Source organism: Gordonia phosphorivorans (genome assembly GCF_042432625.1).
Lineage (GTDB): Bacteria > Actinomycetota > Actinomycetes > Mycobacteriales > Mycobacteriaceae > Gordonia > Gordonia phosphorivorans.
Map to the genome: position 1 here is coordinate 15,122 of NZ_JBHLWV010000056.1, position 12,598 is coordinate 27,719.

General features: G+C 70.1%; 15 protein-coding genes and 1 pseudogene. 9 read left to right on the top strand and 7 right to left on the bottom strand.

Going from position 1 to position 12,598, the window contains the following annotated elements; genetic code table 11:
• Positions 1-9 precede the first annotated feature (9 nt).
• Together ACFFJD_RS17415 and ACFFJD_RS17420 are read left to right on the top strand one after the other, a co-directional pair.
• Positions 10-750 carry a MerR family transcriptional regulator gene (locus ACFFJD_RS17415; RefSeq protein WP_382366489.1) on the top strand — a complete coding sequence of 247 codons (741 nt, stop codon included), beginning with the start codon at positions 10-12 and terminating at the stop codon, positions 748-750.
• Positions 737-1,801 (top strand): alpha/beta fold hydrolase, encoded by a 1,065-nt coding sequence (locus tag ACFFJD_RS17420; protein ID WP_382366491.1) that lies wholly within the window; start codon positions 737-739, stop codon positions 1,799-1,801. Before ACFFJD_RS17415 ends, ACFFJD_RS17420 begins: the two co-directional genes overlap by 14 nt.
• Positions 1,802-1,813: 12 nt before the next feature.
• On the opposite strand, the pseudogene murB reads toward ACFFJD_RS17420, so the two are convergent.
• Positions 1,814-2,068, bottom strand: a pseudogene (murB, locus tag ACFFJD_RS17425) (UDP-N-acetylmuramate dehydrogenase); the annotation flags it as partial.
• On the opposite strand from murB, the gene ACFFJD_RS17430 reads away from it, so the two are divergent.
• The 5 genes from ACFFJD_RS17430 to ACFFJD_RS17450 all read left to right on the top strand — a co-directional run bounded on the left by ACFFJD_RS17430 (position 2,048) and on the right by ACFFJD_RS17450 (position 5,848).
• Positions 2,048-2,545 carry a DUF2505 domain-containing protein gene (locus tag ACFFJD_RS17430; protein WP_382366493.1) on the top strand — a complete coding sequence of 166 codons (498 nt, stop codon included), beginning with the start codon at positions 2,048-2,050 and terminating at the stop codon, positions 2,543-2,545. The pseudogene murB and the gene ACFFJD_RS17430 sit on opposite strands and share 21 nt — an antisense overlap.
• A 15-nt stretch (positions 2,546-2,560) precedes the next feature.
• On the top strand, positions 2,561-3,073 hold the full coding sequence (locus tag ACFFJD_RS17435; RefSeq protein WP_382366495.1) for a DUF2505 domain-containing protein: 513 nt from the start codon (positions 2,561-2,563) through the stop codon (positions 3,071-3,073).
• Between the two features lie 68 nt (positions 3,074-3,141).
• Positions 3,142-3,843 (top strand): class I SAM-dependent methyltransferase, encoded by a 702-nt coding sequence (locus ACFFJD_RS17440; protein ID WP_382366497.1) that lies wholly within the window; start codon positions 3,142-3,144, stop codon positions 3,841-3,843.
• 52 nt (positions 3,844-3,895) lie between these two features.
• The gene (locus ACFFJD_RS17445) at positions 3,896-4,711 is read left to right on the top strand and encodes a carbon-nitrogen hydrolase family protein (RefSeq protein WP_382366499.1); all 816 of its coding nucleotides are present in this window, start codon (positions 3,896-3,898) and stop codon (positions 4,709-4,711) included.
• A gap of 6 nt (positions 4,712-4,717) precedes the next feature.
• Entirely contained in the window at positions 4,718-5,848 is a 1,131-nt protein-coding gene (locus tag ACFFJD_RS17450; protein ID WP_382366500.1) for an LmeA family phospholipid-binding protein, read from the top strand.
• 66 nt (positions 5,849-5,914) lie between these two features.
• Here ACFFJD_RS17450 and purU read toward each other — a convergent pair whose 3' ends face one another.
• On the bottom strand, positions 5,915-6,796 hold the full coding sequence (purU, locus tag ACFFJD_RS17455; protein WP_382366544.1) for a formyltetrahydrofolate deformylase: 882 nt from the start codon (positions 6,794-6,796) through the stop codon (positions 5,915-5,917).
• A 51-nt stretch (positions 6,797-6,847) separates the two neighbouring features.
• On the opposite strand from purU, the gene deoC reads away from it, so the two are divergent.
• Entirely contained in the window at positions 6,848-7,522 is a 675-nt protein-coding gene (deoC, locus tag ACFFJD_RS17460; protein ID WP_382366502.1) for a deoxyribose-phosphate aldolase, read from the top strand.
• Positions 7,523-7,527: 5 nt separating this feature from the next.
• Here the strand turns inward: deoC and sigM are convergent, their stop codons facing one another.
• Both sigM and ACFFJD_RS17470 read right to left on the bottom strand, forming a co-directional pair.
• Positions 7,528-8,094 carry an RNA polymerase sigma factor SigM gene (sigM, locus tag ACFFJD_RS17465; protein ID WP_382366504.1) on the bottom strand — a complete coding sequence of 189 codons (567 nt, stop codon included), beginning with the start codon at positions 8,092-8,094 and terminating at the stop codon, positions 7,528-7,530.
• A gap of 140 nt (positions 8,095-8,234) precedes the next feature.
• Positions 8,235-9,005 (bottom strand): SDR family oxidoreductase, encoded by a 771-nt coding sequence (locus ACFFJD_RS17470; RefSeq protein ID WP_382366506.1) that lies wholly within the window; start codon positions 9,003-9,005, stop codon positions 8,235-8,237.
• 55 nt (positions 9,006-9,060) lie between these two features.
• Here ACFFJD_RS17470 and ACFFJD_RS17475 point away from each other — a divergent pair, with 55 nt between their 5' ends.
• The gene (locus tag ACFFJD_RS17475) at positions 9,061-10,200 is read left to right on the top strand and encodes an ROK family transcriptional regulator (RefSeq protein WP_382366508.1); all 1,140 of its coding nucleotides are present in this window, start codon (positions 9,061-9,063) and stop codon (positions 10,198-10,200) included.
• Between the two features lie 13 nt (positions 10,201-10,213).
• Here ACFFJD_RS17475 and otsB read toward each other — a convergent pair whose 3' ends face one another.
• Genes otsB through ACFFJD_RS17490 form a run of 3 tightly spaced genes read right to left on the bottom strand, consistent with a single transcriptional unit; the run spans position 10,214 to position 12,597 of the window.
• Positions 10,214-10,993, bottom strand: a complete 780-nt coding sequence (gene otsB, locus ACFFJD_RS17480) for a trehalose-phosphatase (protein ID WP_382366510.1) — start codon at positions 10,991-10,993, stop codon at positions 10,214-10,216.
• Between the two features lie 7 nt (positions 10,994-11,000).
• Complete coding sequence (locus ACFFJD_RS17485) at positions 11,001-12,428, bottom strand: alpha,alpha-trehalose-phosphate synthase (UDP-forming) (RefSeq protein WP_382366513.1); 1,428 nt, start codon at positions 12,426-12,428, stop codon at positions 11,001-11,003.
• Positions 12,429-12,432: 4 nt separating this feature from the next.
• Positions 12,433-12,597, bottom strand: a complete 165-nt coding sequence (locus ACFFJD_RS17490; protein WP_382366515.1) for a hypothetical protein — start codon at positions 12,595-12,597, stop codon at positions 12,433-12,435.
• Between the last annotated feature and the right edge of the window lies 1 nt (position 12,598).

Sequence of the window (12,598 nt, forward strand, 5' to 3'; positions counted from 1 at the left end):
GGGCACACGGTGACCGAATACCGCATCGCCGAGCTGGCCGAAGTCTCCGGCGTCAGCGTCCGAAACATCCGCGTCTACCAGGATCGCGGCCTGCTGCCGCCGCCCGAGCTGCGCGGCCGCAGCGGCTGGTACTCCGAGGAGCACCTGGTCCGGCTGAACCTGATCTCCAGCCTGCTCAACCGCGGGTACACCTTCGCCACCATCAGCGAGCTGCTGATCGCCGCCAGCCGCGGCATGAAGGTGGAGCACGTGCTGCGGGGCAAGCCGCGGCCCAGCGGTCGCCTGCGCAACCTCAAACGGGCCGCCACCATCACCATCACCGAGCTGCGCAAGACGCTCGGCGCCAGCGACCGCGCGATCTCGCTGAGCCAGAAGCTCGGGCTGCTGGCCAAGGACGGCACCAACTTCGCGGTGCGCAACCCCGAACTGCTGGAGGGGGCCGAGGTCCTGGTCAAGGGCGGCATCGACATCGACACGCTGCTCGACCGGTGGTTGCGCGTGGAATCGGACCTGGCCGACGTGGCCGCGAGCTTCGTCTCGATCATCACCGACAAGTATTTCGACGAGAACCTGCCCACACTCAGCGAGAAGTCGGTGTCCGACCTCGCCGAGCTGATCAACACCGTCCGACCGATGGCGCACGACATCGTGGAGACCGCGTTCAGCAAGGCGCTCGACGCGGAGATCTCCAAGGCCATCGGCACGGCCACCAAGTACTTCGACGAGGAGCCCGGGGATGAGCAGAACTGACCGATCGCGCTGGCTGCGCGGGCTGGCCTGGGCCGGCGGCACCGCCGCGGCACTGCTGGCCGCCGATCTGGCGCTGGTGGTCGGCGGTATCGCCAAGGCCGCGTGGGAGTTCCCCGATCCTATTGACGACGGCCCGGATCCGCGGCTGACCAATCCGCACGGCGTCACGCGTTCGTCGGCGGTGCCCACCTCCGACGGCACGCTGCTTCACGTGGAGACCTCCCTGGACCTGGAGGACCATCCCAGCGACGAGGTGGTGGTGCTGGTCCACGGCTGGACTTGCAGCACCCGGTTCTGGAACGCGCAGGTCAACCACCTGGCGGGCGACCGACCGATCATCGCCTACGACCATCGCGGACACGGGCTGTCGGAGCTGGGCACCACACCACCGAGCATCGAACTGCTGGGCCAGGATCTGCAGACGGTGCTGGAGGCGACGCTGCCGGAGGGCAAGCGCGCGGTGCTGGTGGGGCACAGCATGGGCGGCATGACCATCGTGTCGTGGGCCAAGCAGTTCTCCTCGGGCATGGGCGATCGCGTGGCCGCGGTGGTGCTCGCCTCCACGACGCCGCGCCACGTGGTGCAGGAGCAGCGCCTCACCGCCGATTCGCTGCCCTGGTTCGCCGAGATGGTCAAGCCGCTGGTGGCGCGGGCCTTCGTGTCGTCGCCGATGCCGCTGCCGAACAATGCGCTGACCAGCAAACTGGCCCACTACATCTCGCTCGGCCCCAAGGCCCGGCAGGCGCACGTGGACTTCTCCGACGACCTGATCGCGCGCGGCTCGCCCGTCGCCCGCGCCGCGTGGGGATCGGCGATGTACCACCTCGACATCATCGGCGGCCTGGAAGCCATCTCGGTGCCGACCATCGTGGTGGTCGGGACCGAGGACAGGCTGACCCCGCCGCTGCACGCCGAGTTCATGGCGCAGGTGCTCGAGGACAACGGGGTCCTGCTCGAGTACGTGACCTACGACGGCGCCGGGCACATGGTGCCGATCGAGCGGGCCGACGAGTTCAACCGTCTCCTCGACGACCTGCTGCTGTCCCTCTGAGCGACCTCAGCCGAGGGCGCAGCCGACGAAACCGTCGTCGCTGATCACCAGGTTGGATCCGCCGCCGATCAGCAGCACCGGCTCACCGGCACGATCGCAGGCGGTGACAGCCTCGACGAGCGAATCGGTGTCCGGGCAGCGACGTAATGCGCGGGCCGGGCCGCCCAGACGCAGCGTGGTGAAATCGGCCAGGCGAGGACCGGTCGGTTGCGGATTGCTCACCCGGCTAACGGTAGCCTGAACGCCATGGCGAGCAACTTCGAGCATTCGGTCAGCTACCCGTTCTCGGTGGAGGCACTGTGGGCGCGGCTCAGCGACGAACAGTACTGGCACGACCTGATCGAAGCGACCAACGCCGAACACGGCAGTCTGGTCTCGTTCTCCCACGACGGCAACCGCGTCACCGTCGCCACCAAGCAGGGTGTCGGCGAGGAGAACCTGCCGTCGGTGGTCACCGCGGTGCGGCCCGGCGACGTCGTGATTCCCCGCACCATCGAGTTCGTGAACTCCGGCGCGACCGTCATCGGCCAGATGGAGGCATCCGTCGAGGGCGCCCCGGCCAAGATCCACGGCGACATCATGATCATGGGTGATCCGGCGACGGCCGAGTACCACGGCAACTGCGCGGTGAGCATTCCTTTCGTGGGCGGCAAGATCGAGCGCGCCATCATCGACCAGGTGAAACACCTGCTCAATGCCGAGCGGGATGCCACCGTCGAGTTTGTGCAGGGCGCGGGTCAGTAATTACGCTGAATCCCCATGGCACGACGGCTCAGCTATTCGGCGCGTTTCAACTTCCCCGCGGAGAAGTTCTACGAGGCGCAGATGGAACGGCAGTACTGGCAGGATCTGGTTGACGGCTTCCGCATGTTGACCCCGGTCTCCGAGCTGGACGAGTTCACCGCGGGGCCCGACGGCATGCGCGTGGTGCTCAAGCAGGCCATCCCCCGGGACATGCTGCCGCCGGTGGCGCAGACCGTGATGCGCAAGGACATGATGATCACCCGCGTCGAGACGCTGGGTGCGTGGAATCCCGAGGCCACCGAGGGCACCTACACCGCGTCGATCCCGGCCGGTCCGGGGTCGCTCAACGGCGAACAGGTGCTGACCGACACCGAAACCGGCAGCACGCTCCGCAAGACCACCGAGGTGAAGGTGTTTCTGCCCTTCATCAACGGCACGCTGGAGCAGCTGATGCTGGTCAACCTGGTGGACCTGTTCCGTGCGGAGGCTGAGTACTCGCAGCACTGGGTGAGCAAGCACCTGGCCTGATCGTGCCGATCGGCCGAATCACCCGCGGCACGACCAACCTGAACCGTCTCCGGCGGGTGGATCGGTGGATGTGCACCGACCCCCGCATCCGGGCCGCGCTGGATCGTGCGGACGCTCCGCTCGCCGTCGACCTCGGTTACGGTGCGCGCCCCGACACCGCCCTGGAGTTGGCGGGCCGACTGCGCGCGGTGGATCCGCGCGTGCAATTGGTGGGCTTGGAGATCGACCCGGACCGGCTGGCGCCGCCGTCGCCCGGTGTCCGGTTCGCGCTCGGCGGTTTCGAGTTGGCCGGGCTGCGACCGCACCTGGTGCGGGCCTTCAACGTGTTGCGGCAGTACGACGAGGACGAGGTGGCCGCGGCCTGGGCGCAGCTCTGCGGCGGCCTGGCCCCGGGCGGCTACCTGGTGGAGGGCACCTGCGACGAGATCGGGCGCCGGCACTGCTGGGTGCTGCTCGACGCGGACGGGCCGGTGGAGTTCACCATGTCGTGGGCGCCGACGCACAGCGAACGCCCGTCCGATCTGGCGCCGCGGCTGCCCAAGGCGCTCATCCACCGCAATGTGCCGGGCGAGCCGGTGCACGCCCTGCTGGAGGCGGCCGACCGCTGCTGGGATCGGGCCGCCGGGCACGCGCCCTTCGGTCCCCGCGAACGTTGGCGGGTGGCGCTGGAGATGCTCCGGGACGAGGGCTTCCCGGTGCGGGTACGCCGCGGCCGGTCCGTAGACAACCTCCTCACCGTCCCCTGGTCGGCGGTGCGGCCCGTTTCCTGAGCCGGCGGCGGATGTGTGCAACGCTGGGAGGGGAGCGAAGGAGGAGCCGGCGATGCGCATCGCGATGGCACAGTGCAGTTCGGGGACCGACCCGCGGGCCAACCTCGACCTGCTGACGCAGTGGACCCGGGACGCGGCCGCGCAGCGCGCCGACCTGGTGATCTTCCCGGAAGCCATGATGTGCCGGTTCGGCGTGCCGCTGACCGACGTGGCCGAGCCGCTCGACGGTCCGTGGGCGCGCGGGGTCGCGGCGGCGGCGGCCGAGACCGGGGTGGCGGTGATCGCCGGGATGTTCACACCCGCCGACGACGGCCGGGTGGCCAACACCCTGGTGATCGCGGTGCCCGGCGAGCCGGTGCGCGGCTACGACAAAATCCACCTGTACGACGCCTTCGGCTTCGCCGAGTCGGCGACCGTGGCGCCCGGCACCGAGCCGGTGGTGGTGGACGTCGCCGGCCACCGGGTGGGCGTGGCCACCTGCTACGACATCCGCTTTCCCGCGCTGTTCGTGGAGCTGGCCCGGCGCGGCGCCGAACTGATCGCGGTGCCGACGTCGTGGGGCTCCGGCCCGGGGAAACTAGAACAGTGGCAGCTGCTGGCCGCGGCGCGCGCGCTGGACAGCGCGAGCTTCGTCGCCGCCGTCGGGCAGGCCCTGCCAGAGGACCCGGAACTGCGGAAAACTAAGGCTCCGACGGGGATCGGGCATAGCCGCCTCACAGATCCGTTCGGTAGCGTGATCGCAGATCATGGCGCGCAGCAGCAGCTGAGCGTCCACGAGGTAGACCTGTCCACCGCCGGGAAGGCGCGCAGCGTGCTGGCAGTGCTGGCCAACCAGCGCGAGATTCCCCGGTCCCACCCGAACGACTAGAGGTCCATGAGCGACGAGAAGCCGGACGCTGAGCAGCCCGACGCCCAGGTCCCCGAGATTCCGGAGATTCCCGCGGTGCCCGAGGTGCCGGAGAGGTCGGCGGACGTCGAGACTCCCGCCGTCGAGACCGAGGGCGCTGAGACAGAGAGTGCCGAGACCGAGGCCGCCGAGACCACGGAGATCGCGGAGCCGACCACCGACTCCCTGCCCGTCGTCGCCCCGAGCCCGCAGCCCGCGGCCGACGACCCGGGCACCCGGCCGGTGACGCGCCGCATGCCGGTCCCGGACCTGTCCGCCGAGGATCCTGCGGCCGGACGGTTCGCGCCGATTCCCGGTCAGACCGGCGCGGCACCGCGGCCCACCGTGGTGCGCACCCGACCGCGCGGCGGCGCACTGACCAAGAGCCGCGGCCGCACCATCGGGTTGATCGCGACGGCCGTGGTGCTGCTGCTGGTCATCGCCGGGGTCAGCACCGAGCTGTACGTGCGCAACAAGGTGACAGGCTGCATCGAGGATGCGTTCACCAACATGACCGGGACCTCCACCACGGTGTCGGTACCGCGCGGGCCGCTGATCGGGGCGTGGTTCACCGGCTCGGTGCCGTGGGTGCAGGTGGACACCAACGACTCGCCGTCGGGCACGGCCATGCGTCTGCACGCGCGGGCCGACGAGGTGGCGCGCGACGGCCGTTCGGTGCAGAGCCTGCGCGGCACCGCCTTCATCCCGTACGAGCGGGTGCAGGAGATGGCCGGCGACGGTTCGGGCGGTCAGCAGATGAGCGGCGCCGAGATCAGTTCGATCACCGGCAACGCCGACGGTTCCATGACCATCGAGGCGTCGTATCCGGTGGCCTTCTTCTCCGTGCCGGCGACCGTGGTGATCAAGCCGACCCAGGTGGACGGCAAGGTGGAGTTCCGCGTCGAGGAGGCCAAGGCCTTCGGGATCGGGCTGCCCAACGACTTCGCCCAGCAGATGGTGGACCAGGTGACCGACGCGATGCTCGGCCCGTTGTTCGCGGAGATCTCCGTGGACAAGCTGGAAGCCTCCGACCGCGGCATCGACGTCGCCTTCACCGGCCAGGACGTGAACCTGCAGGCCGCCTCCACGGCGACCGGCACCGGCACGCAGTGCACTTAGATTCGGGCACTTAGATTCGGGGCACCTGGAGCTGGGGCACTCGAATCTGGGGCACCTGGATTCGGGTCAGGCGAAGACGACGGTCTTGCGGCCGTGCACCAGGACGCGGTCTTCCAGGTGCCAGCGCACGCCGCGCGAGAGCACCAGGGTCTCGATGTCGCGGCCCTGACGGACCATGTCGGCCGGCGTCTGGTCGTGGTTGATGCGGCCCACGTCCTGCTCGATGATCGGGCCGGCGTCCAGGTCGGCGGTCACGTAGTGGCAGGTGGCGCCGATCAGTTTGACGCCGCGGTCGAAGGCCTGGTGGTACGGGCGGGCGCCGATGAAGCTGGGCAGGAAGCTGTGGTGGATGTTGATGGCGCGTCCGGCCCACGCCTCGCAGAGGTCGGCGGGCAGGATCTGCATGAAGCGCGCCAGCACGATCGCGTCCGGGTTGTAGGAGTCCACCAGGGCGCGCACCTGGGCGAAGGCAGCAGCCTTGCCCCCCGGATCGCCGGCCGGGAACGGCACGTGATGGAACGGGATCCCGAAGCGGGTGGTCAACGACTCCAGGTCGCGATGGTTGCCGATCACCGCTGGGATCCGGGCCGGCAGCTCGCCGCGCTCGACGCGCGCCAGCAGATCGGTGAGGCAGTGGCTGTCCTTGCTCACCAGCAGCACCGCGGTCTTGGGCGCGCTGGTGTCGCTCAGCTGCCATTCGCTCTCCGGGCCGAGCTGATCGTCGACCACCCGGGCGAAGCGCTCGCGGACCTCTTCGATGGACAACTCCACGCTGTCGGCGCGCACGGCCTGGCGGGTGAAGAACCAGCCGGAGGTCTGATCGGAGTGGTAGGCCGCCTCGGTGATCCAGCCGCCGATGTCGGCGATGAAACCGGAGATGGCGGCGACGATGCCGGTGCGGTCGGGGCAGCCGAGGGTCAGCACAAAGCTGCGGCCGTCGTCGGGCATGCGGGAGGTGTCTGACTCGGTCACAGGCTCCAGTGTGCCAAGCTCGTAGGTGTGACTGAAACCAACCTGCGCCGGGCCGACGTCGCGGCCCTCGTCGACCACACGCTCCTCAAGCCGGAGGCCACCCGCGAGGACGCGGCGGCCGCCCTGGCCGAAGCCGCTGAGCTGGGCACTTACGCGGTGTGCCTGTCGCCGTCGATGCTGCCGGTGAACTCCGGTGCGCAGAAGACGTGCGTGGTGGTCGGCTTCCCGTCGGGCAAGCACCACTCCCTGGTGAAGGCCGCCGAGGCTCGGCTCGCGGTGGATTCCGGCGCCGACGAGGTGGACATGGTGATCGACGTGGGCGCGGCCGTGGCCGGACGCTACGACGAGATCTTCGCCGACGTGATCACCGTGCGCGAGGGGGCCGCGGACGCGGTGCTCAAGGTGATCGTGGAGTCGGCGGTGCTGCTGGAGACGATCGGGGCGGAGGGGCTGGCCCAGGTGTGCCGTCGTGCGGTGGACGCCGGCGCCGACTTCGTGAAGACCTCCACCGGGTTCCATCCGGCGGGCGGTGCCAGCGTCGAGGCGGTGCGGGTGATGCGCGAGGCCGTCGGCACCCGCGCCGGGGTCAAGGCTTCCGGCGGTATTCGGACCGCGGAGTTCGCGGCCGAACTGATCGCCGCCGGCGCCAACCGGCTGGGCCTGTCCGGCACGGCCGCGGTGCTCGCCGGTTTCGACGAGTAGCCGCGTCACTCGTCGTCGAGCAGGTGCCCGAGCACGAGGGCGAGCTTGTTGCGTCCGCGGGCGCAGCGACTCTTGACGGTGCCGGGTGCCACGCCGAGGGCCCGCGCGGTCTCGCAGACCGAGCGGCCCTCGAAGTCGACGGCGATGATTGCCTCGCGTTGCGCGGCGGGCAGGACGTCCAAGGCCCGGCCGATGGACAGGCGCAGATCCACGGTGTCGGTGAAGTCGTTCTCGGTGCGGACGGGCAGGGTGTCGTCGGCGTCGGGCAGCGGCCGGGCGTCGTGGTGCCGCCGACGCCGAATGCGATCGAAGGCGGCGTTGACCACGATGCGGTGCATCCAGCATTGGACCGACGAGTCGGCGCGAAAACCGACCGCGGTGCGCATGATCGACACGTACGCATCCTGCAGCGCATCCTCGGCGTCTTCCGGGTCGCGCGTGGTGCGCAGCGCGACGGACGCCAGGTATCTCTCGTGCCGCGCGAAGAGCGCTCCGAAAGCCGTCTTGTCGCCCCTCGCCCCCGCGAGCAACAGGTCGGTATCGCTGACCAGTTCCAACATCCCCCATGTCATGGGAGAAACAATAAATACGGGTGGCGGGCCGGAATTCGGAAAATTTCAGGTCTGTGGACAGCTCGTTGCATGTGCGCGGAACCGTTGACAATTCACCGGAGAATCCACGGGCGCCTGTTCACACATCGCGGTGTGCGGGGCTAGCCGGTGCGGATGTTGCGGCGGGCGTCCACCTGGTCGCGCGGCATCAGCACGATGCGGTCCAGGTTCACGTGCGGGGGCCGGGAGGCGGCGAAGGCGATGACCTCGGCGACGTCGTCGGCGGTCAGCGGGGTCAGGCCGTTGTAGACACTGCCGGCGCGGTCGGTGTCGCCGTTGAACCGGACCAGGGAGAACTCGGTCTCCACCATGCCGGGGCAGATCTCGGTGAGCCGGACCGGCTGGCCGAGCAGCTCCGGGCGCAGGGTGCGGTGCAGCACGCTCTGGGCGTGCTTGGCCGCGGTGTACCCGGCGCCGTTGTCGTAGGTGTCCAGCGCGGCGATCGAGGTGATGGTGACGATCAGGCCGTCGCCGGAGGCGATGAGCGCGGGCAGCAGGGCCTTGGTCACGCGCAGCGTGCCGACCACGTTGGTCTCCCACATCCAGCGCCAGTCGTCCAGGTTGGCTTCGGCGATCGGGGCCAGGCCCTTGGCGCCACCGGCGTTGTTCACCAGCACGTCGACGCGGTCGAGGGTGGCGGCGAAACGTTCCACCGACGCGGCGTCGGTCACGTCCAGATACATTGCGCGGCCGCCGATCTCGGTGGCCAGCGCGTCGATGCGGTCCACCCGGCGGGCGCCGATCACCACCGTGTAACCGGCGGCGGCGAGAGCGCGGGCGCTCGCAGCGCCGATGCCGGAGCTGGCGCCGGTCACCACGGCGACCTTTCCGTTGCCCTGAACTGTTGCTTCCGTGCTGTCCGAGGTCGTCATGTCCACCAGTCTAAGGCGCGCGTCGACGGCTCGGACGGCTGCTAGATTCGACGCCATGAGCGGCAGCGGAGTGGTGGCGGCACAGCTGCGGGTGGGGACGGCGCCGTCGAGTCTGGTGCTCAACGCGGTTCGGATGGGCGGGCCGTCGGTGCGCGACCAGGTCGCCGCCCGCACCGGACTGTCGGTGGCGACGGTCAATCGGCAGGTGGTGGCGCTGGCCGCGACCGGACTGGTGAACGAACGACCCGACCTGCACGAGGGTCGCGGCGTGGGGCGGCCCAAGGTGCCGATCACGCTGGACCGGGACCGTTTCTGCGTGGCCGGCATGCACGTCGGCGCGCGCCGCACCACGCTGGTGATCGCCGACCTGGGCGGGCGCACCCTCTACAGCCACGCCATCGCGACGCAGGACCTCGCGGGTGTGAGCGCCGACGCGGCGGTGGAGCGGTTGTGCGAGCAACTGGCCGAACTGGCCGCGCGCTTCTCCGGCCGTCGTCTGCTCTGGGTGGGCGCGGCGCTGGGCGGTGCGGTGGACCCGGAGACCGGCGTCGTGGACCACCCGATCCTGGGCTGGCGCGATCAGAAGCTCGGCCCCACTCTGTATGCGGCACTGGGGGTTCCGGTGTCGGTCTCCGAGCACGTGCAGGCGATGGCCGCCGCCGAACTGCTGCTCGGCGGCGAGGTGGTGCCGCACGGCGCCGCCCTGTTCTTCTACGCGCGCGAGACGGTCGGCATGGCGATGATCATCAACGATCAGGTGCACCAGCCGACGCGGGGTGCGGGGTCGATCGCGGCGCTGCCGGTGGTGCCGGGCCCGCTGCACTCCGAGCCGGTGGCGCCGCTGCAATCGGTGATCGGCTCGGCCGCGCTCAAGGCCGCGGCCGAGCGTCGCGGGACGGCTCCCGACGACCGGGCGCTGGTGGACGCGCGGGCCGGTGCGCTCGGGCAGGCGGTGGCGGCGATGCGGGACGTGATCAATCCGGATTCGATCATCGTCGCCGGTCAGGCCTTCACCGATCACCCGCGCGGACTGGCGCCGGTGCAGGCGCGCTTCGATGCGGCCACCACCACGCACTGGCCGTTGGAGATCGCGCCGACGCGGTTCGGGCTGCACGTGACCGAGGCGGCACCGGTGGCGGTGGCCTTGGCTGCGGTCTACGCCGACCCGCTCACGGTGGTCGGCGCCGCCGATTAGTTCTGGTGCCCGACTAGTTGCGGTGCCCCGCCACGTACGCCAGGACGGCGGCGACGTGGTCGGTGGTCGGGACGCGGAACTGTGCGCCGGTGACCCCGGTGCCCACCTTGATCCCGACGTCGGTGCCGCGGTGCAGGTGCGCGAATGCCTTTTCGTCGGTCACGTCGTCGCCGAGGTACAGCACGGCGTCGGCGCCGAACTGGTCCCGAAGTCGGTCCAGCGCAAGGCCTTTGCTGGTTTCGATCACGGCCAGCTCCACCACGGCCTTGCCCTCGGTGACGTGCACGCCGGACCAGGCGGCCGGCCCGTCGGCGGCCAGGGCGAGGGCGGCGGTCGCGTCGGCGGGGGAGGCATTGCGCACGTGGAGGGTGGTGCTCGCGGGTTTGGTCTCGACGCTGGTGCCGTCGAATCGGCGTGCGATGGAACCGAATTCGTCGATGATCCGGTTCAGAAGATCCTGCTGCTCGGCGGTGATCGGCTGATCGAAGCCGGTGTCGAATTCGGCGCCGTGGCTGCCGACGAGGACCAGGTCGCTCGCCGGAGCCGACGTCAGGCCGGACATGGCGGCCAGGTCGTCGCGCGCCCGGCCCGAGACCATCGCCGCCAGCGTGTGCGAGCGTTCGGCGCACTCGCGCAGTGCCGCAAGCGATTCCGGGTTCGGCACGGCCAGGTCGGGGCGCGGCTGGATCGGCGCGATGCAGCCGTCGTAGTCGGAGGCCACGAGCACGCGGTCGCGGCCGCAGAACTCGTCGAGGGCGTGCCGCAGGTCGGCGTCGAGCTCCGGTGCGCTCACCGCGTACTCACTTTCCGGTCAGGGTGTCCAGGAAGCTGCGGGCCCACTGGTCCACGTCGTTGTGCATCACCTGATCGCGCAGGATGCCCATCCGGCGGCGGCGCTCGGCGTCGTCGTCGGTGACGGCGGCCAGCACGGCGTCGTCGGTGGCCGCCTCGTCGTACGGGTTCATCAGGTATGCGGCCTCGAGTTCCATTGCGGCGCCGGTGAACTCACTGAGCACCAGCGCGCCGCCGAGGTCCGAGCGGCACGCGATGTACTCCTTGGTCACCAGGTTCATGCCGTCGCGCAGCGGGGTCACCAGCGCCACATCGGCGGCCACGAAGTAGGCGAGGAGTTCGGCGCGCGGCACCGGCTGCAGGAGATAGCGGATCGGCGGCGCGTCGACGGTCCCGTAGGTGCCGTTGATGTGCGCCACCGTGCGTTCGACCTTGTCGCGCAGCGCGACGTAGCTGTCCACGTTCTCCCGGCTCGGGCTGGCCAGCTGCACCAGGACGGTGTCTGCCGGGTCGAGCCGGCCGGAGGCGAACAGGCGCTCCAAGGACTCGACGCGCACGTCGATGCCCTTGGTGTAGTCGAGGCGGTCGACGCCGAGCAGCAGCGTCTTCGGGTTGCCGAGGCTCTCGCGGATCTCGACGGCGCGCTCGCGCACGGCCTGGCTGTCGGCCTGCGCGGCCACGCCGGCCGAGTCGATGGAGATCGGGAACGAGCCGACCTGCACGGTGCGGCCGTCGACGTCGACGGTGCCGAAATCGGTGCGGACGCCGACCGGTGCCGACGAGACGGGACGTCCGGTGAGGCGGGCGGTGAGGGCCAGGAAGTTCTGGGCGCCGCCGGGCAGGTGGAAGCCGATCAGGTCGGCGCCCAGCAGGCCGTCGAGGATCTCCCGGCGCCACGGCAACTGGTTGAACAGCTCCAGCGGCGGCCACGGGATGTGCAGGAAGAAACCGATCTTCAGGTCGGGCCGCAATTCACGGAGCATGGCGGGCACCAACTGGAGTTGGTAGTCCTGCACCCAGACGGTCGCGCCCTCGGCGGCCGCGGCCGAGGCGGCCTCGGCGAAGCGTCGGTTCACGGTGACGTAGGTGTCCCACCAGTCGGCGCGATAGACCGGCTTGACCAGCACGTCGTGGTACAGCGGCCACAGCGTCGAGTTGGCGAAGCCCTCGTAGTAGTCCTCCACCTCCGCCGAGCTCAGCGGCACGGCGTGGATGTCGATGCCGTCGACGTGCGGGTCGTCGGTGGTATCGGGCTGCCCGGTCCATCCGACCCAGGCGCCCGGCTGGCTGTCGAAGACTGGAGCCAGGGCGGTCACCAGGCCGCCCGGCGCACGCGTCCAGGAGACGGTGCCGTCGGCGGTTACCTGCTTGTTGACCGGCAGGCGGTTGGCCACGACGACGAAGTCGGACCCCGCGGGCGAGGTGGCAGGCCGCATGGAGTTAGTCGTCTTCTCCCGGGGCGATACCCAGCATGGAGAACAACATCACGCATTCTTCGGCGTCGGTGGCGTAGGCGGCCACCACGCGACGGGCTGCTGCCGCGGTCTCGTCGGCAAGGGTGTCCAGCTCTTCGTCTTCAACAATGTCAGTGGTCTTCGGCGGCATG